The organism is Campylobacter gracilis, assembly GCF_001190745.1.
GTDB classification, from domain to species: Bacteria; Campylobacterota; Campylobacteria; order Campylobacterales; family Campylobacteraceae; genus Campylobacter_B; species Campylobacter_B gracilis.
In genome coordinates this window covers 1,777,044-1,798,355 of sequence record NZ_CP012196.1, presented here as the reverse complement: position 1 = coordinate 1,798,355, position 21,312 = coordinate 1,777,044, and the positions used below count along the sequence as shown (strand labels likewise).

Sequence of the window (21,312 nt, the reverse complement as noted above, 5' to 3'; positions counted from 1 at the left end):
TTTAAATTAAATTTCAATGTCCGCGCTCGCGCAAATTTCATCTCTAAAGCGCGCGAAAGGCCTCATCGTAGGCTGGTTTTGCAGATGCTCGCCGATCGGCTTTTGCATCCACGCCATATCGTACCAGCGGCCAAATTTATAGGCGCAGCGCTCGAATTTGCCGACGAAGCGAAAGCCCATGCGCTCGTGAAAGCGCACGCTCGCGTCGTTTAGATATTCGTCATCACCGCAAGCGATGCAAGCGTTCATATCTGCGATGTTTTGAGCCTTGAGCGCGCGCTGTAGCGCTTCGTAGAGTAGCCTGCCGATACCAAGAGCGCGCACGTTTTGCGATACATAAACAGAGCTCTCCGCCGACCAATCGTATGCCGCGCGCTCTTTGAAAGCCGAAGCGTAGGCGTAGCCGAGGATTTGTCTGTGTTTTAAATTTACGCCGCTTTGTTTTGCCGAGGCGATTAAATTTGCACTATTTTGTTTCGCCGCAGCGCTTGCGCGATTTCGCGCCTCGTCTGCGGGCAAAATTTCACTCCCTGCGCCCGCCGCACTCGCAGAAATTTTAAAATTTTCATTTCGTTCGTCGTTCGCGCATGCCGCCTCATCGCTTGCGTAAGCGAGCAGATAGGGGTATCTTTGCAGCGTTTGCTCGATGCGCTCCGCAAATTCCGCGGTGCTGGGCACGTCGTATTCGAAGCTGATCGCCGTTTGCTTTACGTAAGGCGCGTAAATTTCAAGCAGCGCGTCCGCATCTTGCGGCTTCGCTAGCCGCAGTTTTATCAACACTCGATCTCCTTTAAATTTGGTCGTTTTTGCATAATTTCAGTTTTAAACTTGTCTAAATTTGCCACTGCGTTTCGGCTTTGAATTCAGGTTAAAATTTCATTTCGCACGCAAAACGGCTAAATTTCGGAGGCGTGTTTGAGTGCGTAAATTTTAAAATTTGACCCGCGCAAGCCCTCTATTCGCCGAAAAGCCTCCAAAACTCGGGCGCAAATTTCGTCGGCGCAAATTCTATGATCTCGTATTTTGCGACGCCGTTTTGGAAGAACGGATCTTGCGCGATGATCTCATCAAGCTCCGTGCGGTCTTTGGCGTTGATTAAGATGATACCGCCCGTGCGAGGGACTTTGCGCCCTGAGCAGATAAATTTATCCGCCGCATAAAATCGGTCTAAAAACGCGTTGTGCTCGTTGATAAAGCGATCGACTTCGCTAATTTCTTTAACGTAAGTGAGGTTTGCAATAAACATTTTGATCCTTTATGAGATTTGAAGCGCGATTTTAGCATAAAATTCCAACGGATAAAATTTCCGCTGGAATTTTCGCGCGCTACGTTATAAAAAATATCGGCGAAATTCCGATTATCGCGCAACCGAGTGCTGCGTAGCGAAGCTTAATCGCAGCAAGCGCGCAGATGTTTGCAAGCGCGAAAAGAAGCGGCGGAATTTGCGCCTGAAAGCTCGGTAGAGCAAAGTTTAAAAACGCAAGCAGCGGCGTATCGAGCGCGCCGCCGAGCCCGAATAGATGCAAAAAGATACTCAGCGGATAAAAGATTACAAACACGTATCCTAGCGGCATGACGCTAAGCTGCTGCAACGAAGCGGTCGGGAAGAAATAATAGACCGCCACGTTCATGCTGAGCCAAACGTAGAGATTAAAAAGTATGACGTTCTGCCAGAGCTTAAATTTAGGCGCGAAATGGTGCAGGTAGAGGAAAATATACAGCACGCCGAGGCAGGAGAAATAAAATCCGATCGAAAAGGCCAGGTGCGGGAAAAACGCGAGCAGAAGCGCGATCGTTAGAAAGAGGTTCGTAAATTTCACGACGTAGAAATTTCGCATCGCAAGGTAAAACCCCACGCAGCACATCGCAAGCGAGCGCAGAAAGCTCGGCGTAAAATCAAGCACGAAGAGATATCCGCTCATCAGCACGATCACAAAGACGCTAAGATCGCGCTTAGCGCTGCGGTACGGAAAGTAGCGATCCTGAAAATAGCGGTAGATCGGCATCGCCAAGAGAAAGACCGTGCTAAAGATAATGCCCAGATGAAAGCCGCTGATCGAGATGATGTGCGCTATGCCCCAGTTCGTCACGCTAGCGCGCAGCGGTTTTGAAATTTCGGTCGCAAAATACAGCGCGGAGTAAAGATCCGCCGTCATCTCATCTTCGTGTTGGGCGCGAACGAAGCTTATCGCGCGCCATTTTGCCCCAGAAGGTGCGGTCTCAGCTGAAATTTTAAAATTTGGCGCGTAAAAGCGCTGCTTTAAAAAATCTAAAAATTTTACGTTTTTCGTTACGATGCCGATATTTACGCGCGCGAAGCGGTGAAATTCCCGCCCGAGCCCGGCAGTCGTGTAGAGGGTGAAATCCGCCGTTTTGAGCTTTAGCACCGTGTAGGTGCGGCCGCGCTCGTTCGTTTTGGTATAGGCGTTTAAAATTTGCGCGTCGTAAAAAGCGTAGTTTTTCGCGCGAAATTCTTTAAATTCATAAAATTTCAAGCCTAAATTTATCGATAAAATTCCAAGTAAAATAAGCAGAAAGTATAAAATTTCGCGTTTAGAGTAAAAGAGTTGAAGCTTCACGGGCGGTATTTAAGTTCGCGCATGCGGTAGAGCTTTAAAAGTTCGCGTGCGGCGAAATTTTAAAATTCCAAGACCTTATGCCGCACCGCCTCGTAAAAACCGGGCAGTGCGGCATAAAATAAGCCCGTTTTAGCACGAATAATTCGTCGCAAACTCAAACGGCGTAGGGCGCGCCTCGTAAGGCCAAACCTGAGTTTCAAATTTAAAATGCTGATAGGTCTCGATAAAAAGCTCGCTCATTATCGGGCGCAGATACTCATTATCGCGGATCACCGCTTCTAGACTGCCGCGAAGCGTGTGCGGAAGCTGCTCGATACCACGCTCGCGAATTTCATCTAGGTGTAGTTTGAATAAATTCTCATCCATCGGCCCCACCGGCTCGGTTTTGTTTTTGATACCGTCGATTCCCGCCATCAGCATCGCCGCAAATGCCAAATACGGGCACGCGGTGCTATCTGGGAAGCGCATCTCCGCGCGCACCGAGTGCTCGCCGCTGCCGTAAGGGATGCGGATCGAAGCGGAGCGGTTTTGGCTCGAATAAGTTAGAATGGACGGCGCCTCAAAGCCCGGGATCAGGCGCTTGTAGCTGTTGGTGCTCGGGTTCGTAAACGCCGCGACGCTGCGCGCATGCTTTAGCACGCCGCCGATATACCACCTCGCCGCGTCGCTTAAATTTGCGTAGTTGCCCTTTTTGTAAAAGGTGTTTTTGCCCTTTTTCCAGATCGATTGGTGCACGTGCATTCCGCTGCCGTTATCGCCGTAGAGTGGCTTTGGCATAAAGGTCGCGGTCTTGCCGTTTAGGTGCGCGACCATCTTTACTACGTATTTGTATTTTTGCACGTTGTCGGCGGCCTCGACGAGAGTGCCGTATTTAACGCCGATCTCGCCCTGTCCTTGCGCTACTTCGTGGTGGCAGATGAAGGTCTCAAGCCCGATCTGCTCAAGTACCTTTAGCATCTCGGCGCGCAGATCGACCATCGAATCGACGGGCTGGACGGGGAAGTAGCCGCCCTTTACGCCCGGGCGGTGACCGCTATTAAAGCCGTCTTTGTAGTTTTTGCCGCTGTTCCAATGCCCCTCTTCGGTATCTACCTTAAACATCGCGCAGTTCATATCGTCGATGATCTTTACGTCGTCGAAAATGAAAAATTCATTCTCCGGCCCGAAATAGCAGGTATCTCCAAGACCCGTGGTTTGTAGAAACTGCTCGGCTTTTTTAGCGATAGAGCGCGGGCATTTTTCGTAAAGCTCGTTTTTGTAGATGTCGTAAACGTCGCAGATGACGATGATCGTAACGTCCGCGGTGAACGGATCCAAAAACGCCGTTGCTACATCGGGCTTTAGCATCATATCGGATTTATCGATTGGCTGCCATGCCGCTACTGAGCTTGCGTCGAACGGAATTCCGTCGGCGAAGTCCTTCGGCAGGCGCTTGTAGTTGTAAGCGACATGGTGCCAGGTGCCTTTTAGATCGGTAAATCTAAAATCCACGAACTCGACCTCGTTTTCATCGCAAAATTTAAAAAATTCCTTCACGTCATTAACAAATTTTCCCATATTTTTCCTTTTTTCCGCCCGTATTCGGGCTAAATTTAACGGCGGATTTTAACATTATTTAGTTGAAATTCGACTTTATCTGCGCCGTTTTGCGCGCCACGATTTTTAAAATTTCTCGCCGCCGAAAATTTTAAAATTTTAAAATTTCTCGCCGCCACGCCTTTTTAAATTTAAAGGCGGCTGGCGTTAAAATTTACGCCAGATTTACGAACTGTCGCTCGCGGTTTTTGAAAACTGCGATCCGCTCGTAGCCGAACTCGCGCGCTTTGGCGTAAATTTTATCGTAGTTTAGTGCTACTTGAGCTACCGAGTGCGCGTCCGAGCTAAGCGTGATCGGCACGTCCGCATCCGCAAGCACCTCCAAAAGCGCGTCGCTTGGATAAATTTCATTTGCGGGCTTGCGAAGCCCCGCGGAGTTTAGCTCCACGACGATGCCGCTTTTTTTGATCGCGTTTATCGCGCCGCCTGCCAAAACTCTAATATCTTTTTTCGGAGTAAATTTAAAAATTTTAATCAGATCCATATGCCCTAAAATGTCGAATTTACCGCTTTTGCACAGCGCGCAGATCAGCGCAAAGTATTCGCGATAAACGTCGTCTATTTCGCGCCCACTCCACTGATCTAAAAATTCCTCGTTATCAAAGCCCCAGTTGTTTAAAAAATGCACCGAGCCGATGAGATAATCGACCTCGCGCGCGAAAATCCGCTCATCCATTAGCTCTTTTTTCGTCATAAAATCGACCTCATATCCCAGCCGCACGTCGATCCGCCCGCTAAACTCATCTCGCAGACCCCTAATCATCCGCTCGTAAAGTTCCATCTGTTCGAAGCTCATTCGGTATTTTTGATCGAAGTTCATCGGCGCATGATCCGCAAAGCCGAAAATTTCTATGCCTCGTGCGATCGCCGCTTCCAAATACTGCCGCGGCTCGCCGCTAGCGTGGTTGCAAAGATAGGTGTGGTTGTGTAGATCGGCTCGCATCAACTGCTCCTTAAATAAAATTTTGGCTAAATTGTAGTAAAATCGCGCTTAAAAAATCACTAGGAATGTATTTGAAAAAACCCGAACTCTTAGCTCCTGCTGGGAATTTAACGAAACTAAAAATCGCCCTGGCTTACGGCGCGGACGCCGTGTATGCAAGCACGGGCTCATTTTCGCTGCGCCAGCGAAGCGCGAAGGAATTTAGCAAGGAAAGCTTCGCGCAGGGCGTCGCGTACGCGCACGAGCGCGGCAAGAAGCTATATGCGACCGTAAACGGCTTTGCGACCAACGGCCAGCTAGGAAACATCGAAAGGCATTTGGAATTTCTTCGCGATCTGCGCGTGGATGGAATTTTAATCGCCACTTTAGGCGTCGCAAGTCTCGCGCGAGCCGTAGCGCCGCAAATCCCGATCCACGTCTCTACCCAGGCCAACGTGCTAAATTATCTGGATGCGCAGGTTTGGGCGGAGCTGGGCGCCGTTCGCATTGTCGCGGCGCGCGAAATGACGCTCAAAGACGCCGTGCAGATCAAAGATAAAATTCCAAACTTAGAAATCGAAATTTTCGTGCACGGCTCGATGTGTTTCGCATACAGCGGGCGCTGTCTTGTTAGCGCGGTGCAAAGCGGACGCTTCAGCAACCGCGGAAGCTGCGCGAACGACTGTAGATTTAACTATGAGATTTATGCGAAAAATCCCGAAACCAGCGCGCTTTTCCGCTTGCAAGAGCGTGAAGGGGAGGGCACTTTCGTAATGAACGCGAAGGATCTTAGCCTCATTTCGCACGTGCAAAAGATCATGCAAACGGGCGCGATCGACAGCTTCAAAATCGAAGGGCGCACCAAGAGCGAATACTACGTCGCGTGCGCCACGAACGCCTACCGCGCGGCGATCGACGATGCCGCGAGCGATAAATTTGAGGCCCGTGTTTACGAGCGCGAGATCGCGACGCTTAAAAACCGCGGCTTTAGCGACGGATATTTGATAAAGCGCCCGTACGAGCGAGAGGATACGCAAAATTTAGACCGCAGCATCGAGCTTGGCACGCATCAGGTCTGCGCTATCTCGCAGGACGGCGAGTTTATAAACGTCAAGGATAAAATTTTGCCTGGTGAGAGCTATGAAATTTTTGCTCCGCGCGGTTTTGAAATTTGCGCTTGCGATAATGAAATCGGCGAAATTTACGAGCTTGACGGCAAGCCATATTTAAAATTTAAGAAGCTGCAAAGCCGCAGCGGTAAGGAATTTAGCGAGATTCACAGCGGCAATCTAAATGAGATTAAGCTACCCGCGAAGCTTGCGGAGTTTTGCTTTTTAAGAAAGGAGATAGAATGAAATTTGTTTCTATAATAATGGGCTCAAAGAGCGATTACGAGGTCGTTTACGAGGCGGCTAAAATTTTAAACGAATTCGGCGCGCCATACGAGATGATCGTATCTTCGGCGCACCGAAGTCCCGCCCGTACGGCTAAATACGTCGCGGACGCCGAGAAAAAGGGTGCGCAGGTTTTCATCTGCGCGGCGGGCATGGCGGCGCATCTTGCCGGGGCGGTCGCTGCAAATACGACCAAGCCGGTGCTAGGCGTTCCGCTCGGCGGTAGCGCGCTTAGCGGTGTAGATGCGCTGTATTCGACTGTGCAGATGCCTGCGGGTATCCCCGTCGCGACACTTGCGATCGGCAAGGCAGGCGCGAAAAACGCGGCGTATCTGGCGGTGCAAATTTTAGCTCTAAGCGACGAGGTGCTAAGCTCGAAACTAAAGGTAGATCGCGCCGCAAAAGCGGAGGCTCTGAAAAAGGACTCCGAGCAGATCGAAGTGCTGCTTGAAGATTAATCTATGAAAATTTTAAAATTGAGCGAAGGCTTTGAAATTTGTGGGCTAAAGACTCGCACGAATAACGCAGATGAGATGAGCGGGCGAGGGGTGATCGCAAATTTGTGGGGCGAGTTTTTAAAATTTAACGCTAGCAGAAGCAGCGCCGCGAAAAACGAAATTTATGCTGCGTATTACGACTATGAAAACGGCGCGCAGGGCGAATACTCCGTGCTAATAGGCACTTGCTAGAAGGAACAGCACCATAAAGAAAGCCACGACGAAGCTTGCAAATCCGCGAAGCAGTGCCGCAAAAATGATCGCGATGAAACCGGCGAAAAATTACATATCGAAGCGGGCGATTACGCGGTTTTTGATTTTGCGAACGAGCCTACGGAAGCGGGCGAATGCTCGGCTGAAATTTGAAAAATTTAAGAGCCACGAAGAGCTTTTGAAGCAGGCTTTGAAAGGCGCTTTGGAAGATAAAATTTAAATTTACATATCGATAAAAGGATAAAAATGACGTTTTCACAGATTATTTTGACGCTTCAAAACTACTGGCACGAGCAGGGCTGCTTGCTCGTTCAGCCCTACGATATGCCCGCGGGCGCAGGCACATATCATCAGGCTACCTTTTTGCGTAGCCTAGGAAGCAAACCTTGGCGCGCGGCATACGTAGCACCCTCGCGTCGCCCCACAGACGGGCGCTACGGCGAAAACCCAAACCGTTTGGGCGCGTATTATCAGTTTCAGGTGATCTTAAAACCGAGCCCCGATAATATCCAAGAGCTCTATCTAAAAAGCTTAGAGAAGCTGGGGTTAGATCTTAAAAGTCACGATATCCGCTTCGTAGAAGACAACTGGGAGAGCCCGACGCTGGGAGCATGGGGGCTTGGCTGGGAGGTTTGGCTGGACGGCATGGAGGTGACGCAGTTTACATATTTTCAGCAGGTGGGCGGCATCACGTGCGAGCTCATAAGCGGCGAGATCACCTACGGACTTGAGCGTTTGGCGATGTATCTGCAAAACAAAGACGACGTTTACGACATCGTCTGGGACGACAAGGCGGGGCTCGTGAGCTACGGCGACGTGCATAAAAGGGGCGAGTTCGAGTTTAGCAAATACAACTTTGAGCTTGCGGACACCGCGATGCTTTTTAGTCAGTTTGAAAACTGCTTCGGCGAGTGCAAAAGCATCCTAAAGCACGGCCTGGCGCTTCCTGCGTATGATTACTGCATGCTCGCGGCGCACACGTTCAACGTCCTTGACGCGCGCGGAGCGATCTCGGTCACGCAGAGGCAGGATTATATTTTAAAGATCCGCGATCTTGCCAAAAACTGCGCGCTTTGCTACGCAGATCCGCAAAAATATGTCGCAGAGCTGGACGCCGCAACGTGCAGTGATAAAAAAAGCGGCAAAGACGGCGGCGCAGTGGACGCAAATTCCACGGGCGCAAATTTAAAGAACGCCCACGGCAAGAAAAACGCCGCAGACAAAGCGGATAAAAGCGAAAAGTAAAATTTATGAAAACGGGCGAAATTTATGAAATTTTAAACGCCACCGCGCCATTTTGCGACGCGGAGGCGTGGGATAATAGCGGGCTAATGCTTGGAAACTTGGATGATGAAATTTCAAAAATCTATCTAAGCCTCGACGTTACTAGCGAGCTGGTGCGCGAGGCGGAGGCGGACTCGCTTTTCGTGGTGCACCACCCGCTGATTTTCAGCCCGCTAAAATCGCTTGATCCGCGGCTATATCCTGCAAATTTGATCTATGATATGATCCGCAAAAACATCTCTCTCATCGCGATGCATACGAACTTTGACAAGCACGTTTTAAACGGGTTCGTAGCGCGCGAAATTTTAAAATTTGAAATTACGGATGAGCGGGAATTTTTGGTTTTCATGCGCGCGGATTTGAGCTTTGAAGCTCTGTGCGCACAGATAAAGCGCAAGCTTGGTATCGAGCATCTGCGCGCGGTAAAGACGAAAAATTTCATCCGAAATATCGCGCTTTGCACCGGCAGCGGAAGCGAACTGAACCAAAGCTTGGGCGTGGATTGCTTCATCACGGGCGATATAAAATATCACGCGGCGCTTCAAAATTTAGAAAACGGCGTGAGTTTGATCGATATAAATCATTTTGAAAGTGAGCGCTATTTTGGGCGCGCGCTCGCACCTTTCTTGCAAAAAAGCGAAATTGAAGTTATAATAAGTGAGCAAAAAAATCCATTTACGTATTATTAAAGGAAGAAGATGAACAAATATTTAAGCCAATTGGTAGAGCTTTGCGAATTCGATAAGCAGCTGGACGGATTTAAGCCTAAAATCGAGGCCGCACAGGAGAAGCTGAGTAAAAAAAGCACTGAAATAAACGGCGCAAAAGAACAGATCGAAACTCTAAATGCGGAGATCGCCGAGCTAAAATCTCAAATTTTACAAGCAAACGCGCAGCTTAGCGCCTTTTCGTCCAAGCTAAAAAGCACGGGCAAAAAAAGCGGCGCGGCAAAGACCGAAAAGGAGATCAAAGCCCTTAGCGTCGAAGAGGACATCGCAAAAGAACAGCTCGAAGCCACAAACGAGGAGATCGAAAGGCTGGAAAAGATCGTAGCCGCAAAGGAAACGCTCGTAAAAGAGCAGAGCGAAAAGCAAGAGGCGTTTGAAGCCGAGCTAAAAAGCTTGCAGGAGCAGGTAAGCGCCGAGATGGGCGAGGTTGAGGTCGCTCGCGGCGCGATCTACGCCAAGCGCGATAAGCTAATGCAGGCGATGAATCCAAAAACCGTTTCATTCTACGAAAAGATCCGCAAGTGGGCGGGCAATACGGCGGTCTCGCCGGTGCGCAAACAGGCCTGCTACGGCTGCTTTATGCGCATAAGCGATAAGACCTATTCTGCGGTCATCAAAAGCGACGACATCGTAACCTGCCCGTATTGCGGCAGAATTTTATATAAAGAAGCCGAGTGATCTACACCGCCTTGGCGTTTTTGGCGTGGCTTGCAGCTGCGCCTTTTATTTTTATCCTAAGCTTTAAAAAAAAATACCGCACGAGCCTGAAGGCGCGATTTTTTCTATACAAAAACCCTAAATTTAGCCCCGCTGCGGTACATTTTCACGCTTGCAGCTTGGGCGAGGTAAACGCTCTTGCGCCGCTAATTTCTAAATTTGAGAGCGTCGCGCTTAGCACGACCACGCAGACGGGCTTCGGTGCGGCGCGTGCGCTCACGCCGAACTCTCGCTACCTGCCGTTTGAAAACTGGCTTCCGTTTTGGCTTACGGGCAGCCGCGTGCTGGTGATCTTTGAAGCCGAGCTGTGGCTAAATTTGATCCGTTCCGCCAAGGCGCGTGGAAGCTACGTGATCCTGCTAAACGCGCGCATTAGCGACCGCTCTTACGCGAGCTATCTGCGCTTTAAGTTTTATTATCGAAAAGCGTTTGAAAATATCGATCTGGTGCTTGCGCAAAGCGAGCTTGATGCGGCGCGGCTGCGGGAGCTCGGCGCAAAAAATATAAAGGTCGCGGGCAACGTGAAAAGCGCAAATATCGCCGTTGCGACGAAAGACTATTCCGCCGCGGCCGCAAGTAGCTTCGTGCTTACGATCTCAAATACTCATGAGGGCGAAGAGGAGCTCATTTTATCGAATTTAAACGATTTTATAAAATTTCGCAGCTCGCAGAATGCGCCCGAAAAAGACCCGCGCGCAGCGAGTACCCGCAGCGATAAAAGCTTGCCTGCGGCTGAGCTTCACGGCGAGACGGGCTCGCTTGAGCCGGTAAATTTAAACGCAGCTTCTTTGGATACGGCGAGCTCAAGCAACGCTTCGTCCGCCGTGCCGAATACGGCGCCTTTAAACGGCGCGTCTTTAAATTTTACCGCACCGAATACGGCGACTTCGACTGCCGCGCCGCAAAAACTAAAAATCATCCTGGCGCCGAGACATCCGGAGCGCTTTGAAAAGGTGCGTGAAATTTGTGAGATTTGGGCGCGCGAGCATGGGCTTAGCTTTGAGCGGTTTAGCGACGGCGCGGGGCTTGGGAGCGATTTCATCTTGCTCGATGCCTTCGGGGAGCTAGCGAACTTTTATAAAATTTCAAACGTCGTGATTTTGGGCGGCAGCTTTTTGCGAAATATCGGCGGACATAGCCCGATCGAGGCGGCGAGCTTCGGCGTGCCGATCATCAGCGGGCGATTTTTTCATAACCAAAAGGCGCTGTACGCGCTCGTACAAAATATCGCTCTGTGCGAGGCGAACGAAATTTCCAACGCTTTAAAAGAGCCACTAAAGGGCACGCGGATAGATAAAATTTGCGATTTGAAAGAGATAGAAAATTTAATCAAGGAAAGAATTTAATGCAAGAAAAAGCCTATAAGCTGCTGGCGGCGCAGGAAAACATCTCGCACAACGAAGCCAAAGCGCTCATCGATGCGGGGCTTGTGAGCGCGCGCGGCGCAAAGATCGCTCTAGCGCGCGAGATGCTCGGCGAAAATACTAAATTTAGCGTGATGAAGCCCGCAAAACCAGCTATCATTTACGAGGATGAGAACGTTTTGGCGGTCAATAAGCCGCCCTTTATGAGCAGCGAAAATTTGGAAAAAATCTATAAATTCGGCCTTCTAAACCGCCTGGATAAGGAGACTAGCGGCGTCGTGCTGCTATATAAGAACGAGGAATTTCGCGAAGCGGCGATTGCGGAGTTTAAAAATTTGCGCGTGAAAAAAAGCTATATCGCGATTGTGAAGGGGATCGTGAGCGAAGAGATGAAATTTGGCGAGCCGATTTTGACGATAAAAACTAGAAGCGGCGCCTTTTCTAAAATTTCGCCAAACGGCAAGAGCGCATTTAGCGAGGTTTATCCGCTTATGGTAAGCGGTAAAAAATCGCTCGTAAAAGTGCGGATCGAGACGGGCAGGACGCATCAGATCCGCGTGCATCTGGCAAATGCGGGATTCGGCGTAATAGGCGATGAAAAATACGCCAAAAGCCGCGCGAAGCGGATGTTTCTGCACTCATACGAGACTGAAATTTTAGGGCTTAAATTTAAAGCTCCGCTAGATAAAAGCTTCAACGAATTCGGCTTTGAAATTCCTAAGGATCTCTGATATTCAATGGCTTTTAAGTTAATTTTAGGTAACATCGCAAGTTTAAAAATTTTATAAGGGATCAAAGTGTTTGAGATCATAAGCGAGTCGTTTAAAAACGCGGTCAATAAATTAAAAACAATCGATGACGAAAAAGCTTTAAAAAACGCCTTGGAGACGCTAAAAAAAGCGCTTTTAAAGGCCGACGTGCACCACAAAGTCGTAAAGGATTTTTTGGCGCTCGTCGAAGCCGATCTTCGTATCGGTACGATAGGACAGAAGCCGTTTTTGCAGTCCATCAAGACAAATTTGACTAAAATTTTAACGGCGCCTAGAGGCAGCAGCCAGGGGTTTGTATTCGCTAGCACGCCTCCTACGGTAGCTTTGATGACGGGACTTCAAGGAAGCGGAAAATCCACAAGCACGATAAAACTCGCGAACTATCTGAAACTTCGTAAAAAAAAGGTCTTGGTCGCAGCGTGCGACTTGCAGCGCCTAGCCGCGGTCGAGCAGCTCCGCCAGCTTTGCGAAGCAAACGAGATCGAGCTATTTTTCATCGAGGGCGAGAGCGATCCGCTAAAGGTTGCGCAGAAGGCGCTAAGCAAGGCTAAAAGCGGGCTCTATGACGTACTGCTCGTAGATACGGCGGGACGTCTTGCGATCGATGAGGCGCTAATGGCGCAGCTTGCGGAGATGAAAAAAGCTCTAAATCCGCATGAAATTTTTTACGTAGCGGATGCTATGAGCGGTCAAGACGGCATTAAAACGGCCGCTAAATTTGATGAAATTTTAGGCCTTACGGGCGTGATCTTAAGCAAATTCGACGCAGATACCAAAGGCGGCGTAGCTCTTGGTATCGCTCAGCAGCTTGGCATCCCGCTTCGCTTTATCGGAACCGGCGAGAAGGTGGCCGATCTGGAGGGCTTTATACCCGATAGAATCACTGGTCGCATTATGGGCGAGGGCGATTTGGCGACGTTAGCCGAGAAAACAAGCGCCGTTTTCGACGAAAGAGAAGCCAAGGCTCTAAACAAAAAGATCAAAAAGGGCGAGTTTAATTTCAACGATTTCGTAAATCAGCTCGAAAGCGTGAAAAAGCTCGGCAATATGAAAAATTTAATCGGCATGATCCCCGGGCTTTCCGGCATGGCGAATAAGATAAAAGATATCGATTTGGAAAACTCAAAAGAGATACTTCATATCAAAGCGATGATTAACTCTATGACGCCGAAAGAGCGCGAAAATCCCGATCTGCTAAATAATTCGCGTAAGCGCAGACTTGCTGTCGGCGCAGGGCTTTCGCAGGTGGAGGTGAACCGCTTTTTGAAGCAGTTCGCGGGCGCTTCGAAGCTTGCGAAAAAATTTTCGGGCAAGGGCGGCATGCAGGGGCTTGCCTCAATCGCTCAAAGGCAAAATTTACCGAGATAGCCTCTCGGTAGAGTTTGCAGATGTTTAAGTTTTAGCCATCTGCAAGTTCTAAAACTTACAAAAATTTAAGGAGAAAAAATGGCAACAGTTGTTAGGCTTACAAGAATCGGAAGAAAGAAGCAGCCTTTTTACCGCATCGTGGTAACGGATAGCAGGAAAAGACGCGACGGCGGCTTTATCGAGACGATCGGCTTTTATAACCCGCTAAAAGATAGCGATAATATTAAATTCGACGCGGAGCGTTTGGCATACTGGAAGAGCGTAGGCGCGAAGTTAAGCGATAGGGTCGCTCAAATCACAAGCAAATAAAATGGTAGAAAATTTTATAAAAGAATACGCAAAGTTGATCGCCGACTATCCGCAGTCCGTTTCTACGCAAAAGCGGGTCGGTGAAAACTTTACCGAGATCATCGTCTATGCCGACAAGGCCGATACAGGCAAACTCATCGGCAAGGACGGCAAAATGATAAACGCCATAAAAACCGTCATCATCGGCTATAAAGCAAAAGATCCGATCAATTATAAAATTACCGTCAAAGCCAAAGATGCCTGATGATCTTTTAGAGGTCGCGAAGCTCGGTCGGACTATCGGCCTAAAGGGCGCGGTTAAAATTTTCGATCGCAGCGACTTCCCCTCTCAGTTTAAAAAAGGCGCCAAATTTTATCTGCGAAACGGCGAAATTTTAGAAATTCTATCCTTTAGCGGCGCAAACTTTAGCGCTATTTTTAAAAATTACGAAAGCGTAGAAGCGGCGGCAAATTTAACCAACCAAATCCTTTACCGAAGCAAAGAGGACACGCGGAAATTTTGCAAATTGCAAAAGGGCGAGTTCTTTTACTTCGATATTATCGGGCTTGAAATTTATGAAGACGGCGCGGTTTTGGGGCGCGTAAGGGACATATCGCAGATCGGAAGCGGCTATCTTTTTGAGGTAGAAACGGATGAAAGCTTAATCTCGCAGACTTTGCCGAAAGAATTTTTCATCCCCTACGTGGACGCCTATGTGAAAGAAATTTCGCTTAGCGAGCGTAAAATTTTTACGCAAAATGCGCGCGCGATTTTGGAAAACTCATGAATTTTATCTTCGTTTCGCTATTTGAAAATCTCATCGCGCCGTATTTTGAGGACTCGATTTTAAAGCGTGCGGTCGATAAGAAAATAATCTCGACGCATTTTTTTAACCCGCGAAATTTCACGACAAATCGGTATAAAAAGGTAGATGATTATATGATCGGCGGCGGTGCGGGGCTTTTGATAGGCACGGAGCCGCTTGCTGGGACGATCGAGCAGGTAAGAGCTAAATTTAAAAACGCCAAGTTTATCTACCTCTCGCCCGCCGGTAAAAAATTTAACCAAAACGACGCCAAGCGTCTAAGCGACAAAGAGAGCCTATGTTTTATTTGCGGGCGCTACGAAGGGATCGATGAGCGCATAGTCGAAAGATATGTAGATGAAATTTTTTGCATCGGCGATTTCGTCCTTACCGGCGGAGAGCTCGGCGCGCTTTGTATGTGCGATGCGATAAGCCGCAATATAAGGGGCGTTTTAGGCAACGAAAGCTCGCTCGTCGAAGAAAGCTTTGAAGGCGGAATTTTAGAGGCGCCCGCATTTACAAAGCCTGATGTTTTTGAAAATTTACCTATAGTTTCAGAGTTTTTAAAGGGTAATCACGCTAAAATGCGCAGTTTAAAAAATCAAATGGCGCTATGTAAAACGAGGTTCTTCCGCCCGGATATGTACCGAAAAATCGCCAGAAATAAAGGAAATTTATGAAAAACAAATATATCCAAGCGTTTGAGGACGCTCAGATCACAAGCAAAAGTGTGCCTGATTTCCGTGCCGGCGACACCTTAAAGGTAGCCATCAGGATCAAAGAGGGCGATAAGAGCAGAATTCAAAATTTTGAAGGCACCTGCATTGCGCGTCGCGGAAACGGCGTCAGCGAGACTTTTATCATCCGCAAGATCGGCGCAAATAGCGTAGGCGTAGAGAGAATTTTCCCGATCTACAGCGAGAGTATCGAAAGCATCGAGGTTCTAAGAAAAGGACGCGTTCGCCGCGCGAAGCTATTTTACCTACGCGACAGACGCGGTAAAGCGGCTAAAATCAAAGAGCTTCGAAAATAATCCTTTAAATTTATGCTTCCCAATTCAAAAGGAAGTTCTTTTTATAATGCGCGAGATTTTAAAAAATTTCGCGCAAAATCTACTCACATTAAATCTAAAATTTTGTAACTTTTCCATTAAAATTTTTAATTTTAAACGCCTAAAAATCGTCTTTTTCTATAGAAAAAGATAAAATATATCCTGATTTTATTTGCGTTTAAAAATATTACTATAAAATGCAAATTTTAATTTAGAAGGCTCGCGCTAAATTTGAGGATTCGGCCGAGTAAAAATTTATTCAATAAAGAGCGAGATGTGATTTTTTTAGGCATTGACGTAGGATCAACCACTGTTAAAACGGTAGTTTTAAACGAAAAATATGAAATTTTAAGCAAGAGCTACGAGCGGCATTTAGCAAAGCCAAAAGAGCTGGTGCTGGATAAAATTTTGCAAATCCAAAAAACCTACGCAGGCGAGCAATTCAGCGTCGCCATAGCGGGTTCGGCGGGTATGGGTATCGCCAAAAATTGTAAAATTCCGTTCGTCCAGGAGGTTTTCGCTACCTCGCTCGGCGTCAAGCGGATGTTTCCGAAGACCGACGTCGTAATCGAGCTGGGCGGCGAGGATGCTAAAATTTTATTTCTCACGGGCGGACTTGAGGAGCGGATGAATGGCTCGTGTGCGGGTGGTACCGGCGCATTTATTGATCAGATGACCAATCTTTTGCATCTAGATATCACGGAGCTTGATCGCCTAAGCTTTGCGGCAAATAAAATTTACCCGATCGCTTCACGCTGCGGTGTGTTCGCCAAAAGCGACATTCAGCCGCTATTAAATCAGGGCGTTAGAAAAGAGGATATTTGCGCTAGTATCTACGCTGCGGTCGTCGAGCAGACGATTTCTGGACTCGCGCAAGGTCGCGAAGTTAAGGGCAATATCCTGTTTCTGGGCGGTCCGTTGTTTTTCCTAAAAGGCCTTCAGGTGCGCTTTAAAGAGGTACTAAAGCTCACCGACGAAACCGCGACCTTCCCCGACATCGCGCCTTACTTCGTGGCTTACGGCAGCGCGCTGTACGCAAAAGATACGGGCGAGACGTTAAATTTAGATGAGACGATCGCGCTTTTAAAAAAAGAGCCCGACAGGACCGCGCTGGAAGCCGAGCCGCCGCTTTTCAAAGACAGAGCGGAATTTGACGAGTTCACCGCTCGCCACGCCCGCGCAAGCGTGCCTAAGGTGGATATCCACACCTACAGCGGAGACGCGTATTTGGGCGTGGATTGCGGTAGCACTACGATCAAAGTCGTGCTTATGGGTGCAAACTACGAGCTGCTGTATAAATTTTACTCCTCCAATAAAGGCGATCCGGTCGATATCCTGCTGCCGCGTCTTAAGGAGCTATACGATCTTTGCGAGGGTCGCATCAAGATCAAGGGCAGCGGCGTTACCGGATATGGCGAGGATCTCATTAAGACCGCCTTTCGCTTCGATTACGGTATCGTCGAGACAATCGCGCATTACAGCGCCGCGCGCCACTTCAATCCAAAGGTCGATTTCATCATAGACATTGGCGGGCAGGACATTAAGTGTTTCTCCATTAAAGATGGCAATATCGATTCTATCGTGTTAAACGAGGCGTGCAGCTCGGGCTGCGGCTCGTTTTTGCAGACTTTTTCAAATTCTTTGGGTTACGACATTAAAGATTTTGCAAGCTTAGCCCTTTTTGCGACCCATCCTGCCAAGCTCGGTAGCCGCTGCACGGTTTTTATGAACTCTTCGGTTAAGCAGGCTCAAAAGGACGGCGCTACGATCGAGGATATCAGCGCTGGACTTGCTATTAGCGTCATAAAAAATGCGATTTACAAGGTCATCCGCGTGCGAAACGCCGACGATTTGGGTCAAAACATCGTAGTGCAAGGCGGGACATTTTTAAACAACGCCGTGCTGCGGGCTTTTGAAAAAGAGCTCGGCAAGGATGTGATCCGTCTAGATATCAGCGAGCTTATGGGTGCATACGGCGCGGCGCTTTTTGCCAAAAATAACGCAAACGAGCACACTGATATGATCAGTCGTGCAGAGCTTGAAAATTTCACTCATCGCAGCGAATTTAGCGTCTGCAAGCTCTGTACGAACAAATGCCCGCTTACGATCAGCTACTTCGGCGATACTAAATTCGTCTCGGGAAATAAATGCGAGCGCGGCGCGGGCAAGGAGATCCGCCACGACATTACGAATTTGTTTGAGTTTAAAAACGAGCTTTTGCGAAAATATCGCAAGCCGCCGAAGCAGGATGCGCCGCGGGTCGGAATTCCGTTTGTTTTGAATATGTTTGAGATGATCCCGTTTTGGAGTGCGTTTTTTGAAAATTTAGGCATGAGCGTCGTGCTGTCGCAAAAGCCGCGAAAAGAGACGCTGTTTTTAGCAAGCCAAAGCATACCGAGCGATACCGTCTGCTACCCGGCTAAAAGCGTGCACGGCCACATCTACGATCTGCTAAACAAGAGCGTCGATTTTATCTTCTATCCGTGTATGAGCTACAGCCTAGATGAAAATATCAGCGAGAACTGCTACAACTGCCCCGTAGTCGCATACTATCCCGAGCTGATACGCGCGAACGTAGGCGCGCTGGAGGAGAAAAAATTCCTCTATCCGCACGTGGATCTTAATATGCAAGATTCGTTTTGCAAAACGATGCAAGCTGAGCTCGCGGACGCCGGGTATAAATTTCATTCCGACGCTGTGAAAAACGCCGTCTTGCAAGGCCTTAAGGAGCTGCAAAACTATAAAAATACCGTTTTAATAAAAGGCGAGGAGACCCTAAAAGAGATACAAAGCAGCGGTGCCAGCGCCGTCGTGCTAGCGGGTCGTCCGTATCATATCGACAAGACGATCAACCACGGCATCGATCGCTATCTAAATTCCTTGGGCTTTATAGTGCTTAGCGAGGACGCGCTGCCGCTTAGCAGGGTGCAGACGAAAAGCCTTAATCAATGGACCTACCACGCCAGGCTTTATAGCGCGGCGCGGTTCGTCTGTAAATACCCGCGCATGCAGCTGGTGCAGTTAGTGAGCTTCGGCTGCGGGATAGATGCGATTACGGGCGACGAGGTGCGCGACATACTGCGTCAAAACGGTAAAATTTACACTCAACTTAAAATCGACGAGGTTACGAACCTAGGCGCCGTTAAAATTCGTCTGCGTAGCCTAAAAGCGACTATGATAGAGCGCGAAAGGCAAGGCGCGCAACAAGAAGCAAGAAAGGATGCGCGCTAATGTTTGCTAAATTTACGAAAGATATGAAAGCCACCCACACGATATTGATCCCCACGATGATCGATCCGCATTTTCGCTTTATGCAAGGTGTGCTGCGCGACGAGGGCTATAAGAGCGTCTTGCTCGGCGAAAATCGTCAAAATATCGTCGAGGAGGGGCTTCGCAGCGTGCATAACGACATGTGCTACCCCGCGTTGCTCGTCATCGGGCAGTTTATCGACGCGCTCAAAAGTGGCGAGTTTGATACGCACAAAGTAGCGCTTCTCATCAGCCAAACGGGCGGCGGCTGCAGAGCGAGCAACTACATAAATTTGCTTCGTAAAGCGCTTGAGGACAGCGGCTTTAGCTACGTCCCCGCGATCTCGTTAAATTTTGGATCGCTAGATGAGAATGAATTTAGTCTCGGCAAAAAATCGCTTCTAAAGCTCTTTGCCGCGATATTTTACGGCGATTTGATGATGGGGCTGTATAATCAGTGCAAGCCCTACGAAAAGATCAAAAATCAAACAAATGAAATTTACGAACTATGCGCCGAGCGGATCAAAAATTTGACCGATCAAAGATCGTTTTTCAATCTCAAGAAAAATTTCAAATTTATCCTCTCGCAGTTCGCTAAAATCGAGCGCGACGATAAGCCGCGAGTAAAAGTAGGCATCGTGGGTGAAATTTATCTCAAATACTCGCCCATCGGCAACAACGGTCTAAACGCCTACCTCATCCGCGAAAACGCCGAGCCCGTAAATACGGGGCTGATGGACTTTGTGCTTACCTGCATCTACGATGCGGTCTACGACAAGCAGCTCTACGGCAAGGGCGGCGCGGCGTATTACGGCTCGCTTGCGGTCGCTAAGATAGTGGAATTTTTTCAGCGCATGATGATTAAGCAGATGAAGCGCTTTGGCTTTCGTGCGCCAAGCCCATTTAGCGAGGTTCGCGCCGCCGCCGACGGCTACATCGGTCACGGCGTGAAGATGGGCGAGGGCTGGCTGCTGACGGCGGAGATGGTCGAGTTTATGCGTCACGGCATACAAAACGTCGTGTGCGCGCAGCCCTTTGGCTGTCTGCCAAACCACATCATCGCGCGCGGAATGATCCGAAAGATCAAACAGAACTACCCGCAAGCAAACATCGCCGCTATCGACTACGACCCGGGCGCAAGCGCGGTAAATCAAGAAAACCGCATAAAGTTGATGCTTGCTAACGCAAATAGAAAGTAGCGCGCCGCATATCAAAAAGGGCTTTGGAATTTTAAATTCTAAAGCCTGCTGTAAAATTTTAAAATTTAAAAGCAAGCTCGCGATGAAGGTTAAATTTTGACGCATAAATGGCTCGTCTCTTTCCGCGAAATTTCCTTGAGATTTTAAAATTTTAAAATCTTGGCAGCGCCATTGCGCTTCTTTTGCCTCTTCCGCGCATTCCAACCCCGTCTTGCTAAATTTCATCGAAATTTAATGCAAATCCGCGCGAAATTCTACGCGTCGCCGTCATGGAGTTCCGCCGCAGAATTCTATTCTGCCACACCGTAAAATTCCATTCTCGTTAAGGTAAAATTTAATACAATCCGTCTTTAAATTTTACAAAGGAAGTTTATGAAATTTTGGATTTACGGCGTGGTTTTGGCGCTATGCTGTGGAGTTTTTAGCGGATGTGCGAGTAAGAATTTGCCGGGCTACATGCAAGGGCGCGAGCACATCGTCGCGATGAGCGCGGCGTCCGGCGGTCAGCTGCGAATGAGTGGTGAGATTTACGATTACGTATTTGATGCGAATCTTAGCGCTGTGCGCGCCAAGGTTGCGAGTCTGGCGTCGCTGAATAAAGACGCGATAAGGCGCAACGTAAGCATGCTTACGATCGACAGATATAACGAGGGCAGCGATGCCGCATATATCCAGCACGAAATCGAGCTCGTAAAATACGATCTGCCACTATCCGTGCAGGCTAAGCTGATGGACGACCCAGAGCAGCTGGAGCCCGCGTATAGCTCTACGTTTCGCTACTCTTATCTGATCGAAGGCAAATATTTTAAGCGCCTAAAAGATCACGACGAGCTGCGCAGATCGCACCGTCTAAGCGTGCCGATCGAGTACCCCGCGCGTATAGCGGTCGATAGCGGGATCAAAAGCGAGCGCGATGCGAAAATGGATACCGACATACAAGGACTCATCGTAATGCCGCTAATGATGCCGGTGCTGCTTTTAGGCAGTATCCTAGGCGGCTAGAATCGACTGAACCACGGAAGTGAAATTTTATTGATTTAGATTCTAAAGTAGTGGCGGACAGAGAGGGATTTGAACCCTCGAGCCCCGGTTAGAAGCTGCACCCTTAGCAGGGGTGTGGTTTCGGCCACTCACCCATCTGTCCACAAAAAGAAATCGCATTATACATAACTAATCTAATAATGGGCTTAAATTAGCTCAGCTCGCGGATATTTTGAGCTAGCGGCACAAAGAGCTATAATGAGTCAAAAGAGGCTATCAAAAGAATTCATATTTATTATAGTAAAA

At 48.6% G+C, this 21,312-nt stretch carries 22 protein-coding genes, 1 tRNA gene and 1 pseudogene; 18 read left to right on the top strand and 6 right to left on the bottom strand.

What is annotated here, in order from left to right:
* Window positions 1-6 precede the first annotated feature (6 nt).
* From CGRAC_RS08925 to CGRAC_RS08905, 5 genes are all read right to left on the bottom strand, one after another.
* The gene (locus CGRAC_RS08925; RefSeq protein ID WP_050346342.1) at window positions 7-780 is read right to left on the bottom strand and encodes a GNAT family N-acetyltransferase; all 774 of its coding nucleotides are present in this window, start codon (window positions 778-780) and stop codon (window positions 7-9) included.
* A gap of 175 nt (window positions 781-955) precedes the next feature.
* The gene (locus CGRAC_RS08920; RefSeq protein WP_005873174.1) at window positions 956-1,246 is read right to left on the bottom strand and encodes a YciI family protein; all 291 of its coding nucleotides are present in this window, start codon (window positions 1,244-1,246) and stop codon (window positions 956-958) included.
* A 79-nt stretch (window positions 1,247-1,325) separates the two neighbouring features.
* On the bottom strand, window positions 1,326-2,579 hold the full coding sequence (locus CGRAC_RS08915) for a ComEC/Rec2 family competence protein (protein WP_005873173.1): 1,254 nt from the start codon (window positions 2,577-2,579) through the stop codon (window positions 1,326-1,328).
* 129 nt (window positions 2,580-2,708) lie between these two features.
* Complete coding sequence (gene glnA / locus CGRAC_RS08910; protein ID WP_005873172.1) at window positions 2,709-4,136, bottom strand: type I glutamate--ammonia ligase; 1,428 nt, start codon at window positions 4,134-4,136, stop codon at window positions 2,709-2,711.
* A 193-nt stretch (window positions 4,137-4,329) separates the two neighbouring features.
* Window positions 4,330-5,118, bottom strand: a complete 789-nt coding sequence (locus CGRAC_RS08905) for a histidinol-phosphatase (protein WP_005873170.1) — start codon at window positions 5,116-5,118, stop codon at window positions 4,330-4,332.
* A gap of 71 nt (window positions 5,119-5,189) precedes the next feature.
* Here CGRAC_RS08905 and CGRAC_RS08900 point away from each other — a divergent pair, with 71 nt between their 5' ends.
* The 18 genes and pseudogenes from CGRAC_RS08900 (at window position 5,190) to CGRAC_RS08820 (ending at window position 21,027) form a co-directional block, all read left to right on the top strand.
* Window positions 5,190-6,452: a peptidase U32 family protein gene (locus CGRAC_RS08900; protein ID WP_005873169.1), complete on the top strand. Its 1,263-nt coding sequence runs from the start codon at window positions 5,190-5,192 to the stop codon at window positions 6,450-6,452.
* Complete coding sequence (purE, locus tag CGRAC_RS08895) at window positions 6,449-6,949, top strand: 5-(carboxyamino)imidazole ribonucleotide mutase (RefSeq protein ID WP_005873168.1); 501 nt, start codon at window positions 6,449-6,451, stop codon at window positions 6,947-6,949. The genes CGRAC_RS08900 and purE overlap by 4 nt, the downstream gene beginning before the upstream one ends.
* Before the next feature lie 3 nt (window positions 6,950-6,952).
* Window positions 6,953-7,180 (top strand): hypothetical protein, encoded by a 228-nt coding sequence (locus tag CGRAC_RS08890; RefSeq protein ID WP_005873167.1) that lies wholly within the window; start codon window positions 6,953-6,955, stop codon window positions 7,178-7,180.
* Between the two features lie 267 nt (window positions 7,181-7,447).
* Window positions 7,448-8,281: pseudogene (glyQ, locus tag CGRAC_RS08885) on the top strand (glycine--tRNA ligase subunit alpha); the annotation flags it as partial.
* A gap of 170 nt (window positions 8,282-8,451) precedes the next feature.
* Window positions 8,452-9,174: a Nif3-like dinuclear metal center hexameric protein gene (locus CGRAC_RS08880; RefSeq protein ID WP_005873164.1), complete on the top strand. Its 723-nt coding sequence runs from the start codon at window positions 8,452-8,454 to the stop codon at window positions 9,172-9,174.
* Between the two features lie 9 nt (window positions 9,175-9,183).
* Window positions 9,184-9,891: a zinc ribbon domain-containing protein gene (locus CGRAC_RS08875; protein ID WP_005873163.1), complete on the top strand. Its 708-nt coding sequence runs from the start codon at window positions 9,184-9,186 to the stop codon at window positions 9,889-9,891.
* Complete coding sequence (locus CGRAC_RS12585; RefSeq protein WP_005873162.1) at window positions 9,888-11,276, top strand: glycosyltransferase N-terminal domain-containing protein; 1,389 nt, start codon at window positions 9,888-9,890, stop codon at window positions 11,274-11,276. The genes CGRAC_RS08875 and CGRAC_RS12585 overlap by 4 nt, the downstream gene beginning before the upstream one ends.
* Window positions 11,276-12,025 (top strand): pseudouridine synthase family protein, encoded by a 750-nt coding sequence (locus CGRAC_RS08865; protein ID WP_005873161.1) that lies wholly within the window; start codon window positions 11,276-11,278, stop codon window positions 12,023-12,025. Before CGRAC_RS12585 ends, CGRAC_RS08865 begins: the two co-directional genes overlap by 1 nt.
* A 66-nt stretch (window positions 12,026-12,091) precedes the next feature.
* On the top strand, window positions 12,092-13,432 hold the full coding sequence (ffh, locus tag CGRAC_RS08860) for a signal recognition particle protein (protein ID WP_005873160.1): 1,341 nt from the start codon (window positions 12,092-12,094) through the stop codon (window positions 13,430-13,432).
* 78 nt (window positions 13,433-13,510) lie between these two features.
* The gene (gene rpsP, locus CGRAC_RS08855) at window positions 13,511-13,741 is read left to right on the top strand and encodes a 30S ribosomal protein S16 (protein ID WP_005873159.1); all 231 of its coding nucleotides are present in this window, start codon (window positions 13,511-13,513) and stop codon (window positions 13,739-13,741) included.
* 1 nt (window position 13,742) lies between these two features.
* Window positions 13,743-13,985, top strand: coding sequence for a KH domain-containing protein (locus CGRAC_RS08850; RefSeq protein ID WP_005873158.1), 243 nt, complete (start codon window positions 13,743-13,745; stop codon window positions 13,983-13,985).
* Window positions 13,978-14,508, top strand: a complete 531-nt coding sequence (gene rimM, locus CGRAC_RS08845; protein WP_005873157.1) for a ribosome maturation factor RimM — start codon at window positions 13,978-13,980, stop codon at window positions 14,506-14,508. Before CGRAC_RS08850 ends, rimM begins: the two co-directional genes overlap by 8 nt.
* Window positions 14,505-15,206: a tRNA (guanosine(37)-N1)-methyltransferase TrmD gene (gene trmD / locus CGRAC_RS08840; RefSeq protein WP_005873156.1), complete on the top strand. Its 702-nt coding sequence runs from the start codon at window positions 14,505-14,507 to the stop codon at window positions 15,204-15,206. The genes rimM and trmD overlap by 4 nt, the downstream gene beginning before the upstream one ends.
* Window positions 15,203-15,559, top strand: coding sequence for a 50S ribosomal protein L19 (rplS, locus tag CGRAC_RS08835; protein WP_005873155.1), 357 nt, complete (start codon window positions 15,203-15,205; stop codon window positions 15,557-15,559). The genes trmD and rplS overlap by 4 nt, the downstream gene beginning before the upstream one ends.
* 294 nt (window positions 15,560-15,853) lie before the next feature.
* A complete protein-coding gene (locus CGRAC_RS08830) occupies window positions 15,854-18,808 on the top strand; it encodes an acyl-CoA dehydratase activase (protein ID WP_050346341.1) in 2,955 nt (984 codons plus the stop codon).
* On the top strand, window positions 18,808-20,025 hold the full coding sequence (locus tag CGRAC_RS08825) for a 2-hydroxyacyl-CoA dehydratase (protein WP_005873152.1): 1,218 nt from the start codon (window positions 18,808-18,810) through the stop codon (window positions 20,023-20,025). Before CGRAC_RS08830 ends, CGRAC_RS08825 begins: the two co-directional genes overlap by 1 nt.
* Window positions 20,003-20,125, top strand: a complete 123-nt coding sequence (locus CGRAC_RS12765) for a hypothetical protein (RefSeq protein WP_005873151.1) — start codon at window positions 20,003-20,005, stop codon at window positions 20,123-20,125. Before CGRAC_RS08825 ends, CGRAC_RS12765 begins: the two co-directional genes overlap by 23 nt.
* A gap of 272 nt (window positions 20,126-20,397) precedes the next feature.
* Window positions 20,398-21,027: a hypothetical protein gene (locus tag CGRAC_RS08820; RefSeq protein WP_005873149.1), complete on the top strand. Its 630-nt coding sequence runs from the start codon at window positions 20,398-20,400 to the stop codon at window positions 21,025-21,027.
* A gap of 51 nt (window positions 21,028-21,078) precedes the next feature.
* Here CGRAC_RS08820 and CGRAC_RS08815 read toward each other — a convergent pair.
* Window positions 21,079-21,169: transfer RNA gene (locus CGRAC_RS08815), tRNA-Ser, on the bottom strand.
* Window positions 21,170-21,312 lie beyond the last annotated feature (143 nt).

Bases quoted from the DNA above. Each gene is read 5' to 3' on its own strand.
- CGRAC_RS08920 (WP_005873174.1), bottom strand. From the start codon at position 1,246: ATGTTTATTGCAAACCTCACTTACGTTAAAGAAATTAGCGAAGTCGAT.
- glnA (WP_005873172.1), bottom strand. From the start codon at position 4,136: ATGGGAAAATTTGTTAATGACGTGAAGGAATTTTTTAAATTTTGCGAT.
- CGRAC_RS08905 (WP_005873170.1), bottom strand. From the start codon at position 5,118: ATGCGAGCCGATCTACACAACCACACCTATCTTTGCAACCACGCTAGC.
- purE (WP_005873168.1), top strand. From the start codon at position 6,449: ATGAAATTTGTTTCTATAATAATGGGCTCAAAGAGCGATTACGAGGTC.
- CGRAC_RS08890 (WP_005873167.1), top strand. From the start codon at position 6,953: ATGAAAATTTTAAAATTGAGCGAAGGCTTTGAAATTTGTGGGCTAAAG.
- CGRAC_RS08880 (WP_005873164.1), top strand. From the start codon at position 8,452: ATGAAAACGGGCGAAATTTATGAAATTTTAAACGCCACCGCGCCATTT.
- CGRAC_RS08875 (WP_005873163.1), top strand. From the start codon at position 9,184: ATGAACAAATATTTAAGCCAATTGGTAGAGCTTTGCGAATTCGATAAG.
- CGRAC_RS08865 (WP_005873161.1), top strand. From the start codon at position 11,276: ATGCAAGAAAAAGCCTATAAGCTGCTGGCGGCGCAGGAAAACATCTCG.
- rpsP (WP_005873159.1), top strand. From the start codon at position 13,511: ATGGCAACAGTTGTTAGGCTTACAAGAATCGGAAGAAAGAAGCAGCCT.
- CGRAC_RS08850 (WP_005873158.1), top strand. From the start codon at position 13,743: ATGGTAGAAAATTTTATAAAAGAATACGCAAAGTTGATCGCCGACTAT.
- rimM (WP_005873157.1), top strand. From the start codon at position 13,978: ATGCCTGATGATCTTTTAGAGGTCGCGAAGCTCGGTCGGACTATCGGC.
- trmD (WP_005873156.1), top strand. From the start codon at position 14,505: ATGAATTTTATCTTCGTTTCGCTATTTGAAAATCTCATCGCGCCGTAT.
- rplS (WP_005873155.1), top strand. From the start codon at position 15,203: ATGAAAAACAAATATATCCAAGCGTTTGAGGACGCTCAGATCACAAGC.
- CGRAC_RS08825 (WP_005873152.1), top strand. From the start codon at position 18,808: ATGTTTGCTAAATTTACGAAAGATATGAAAGCCACCCACACGATATTG.
- CGRAC_RS08820 (WP_005873149.1), top strand. From the start codon at position 20,398: ATGAAATTTTGGATTTACGGCGTGGTTTTGGCGCTATGCTGTGGAGTT.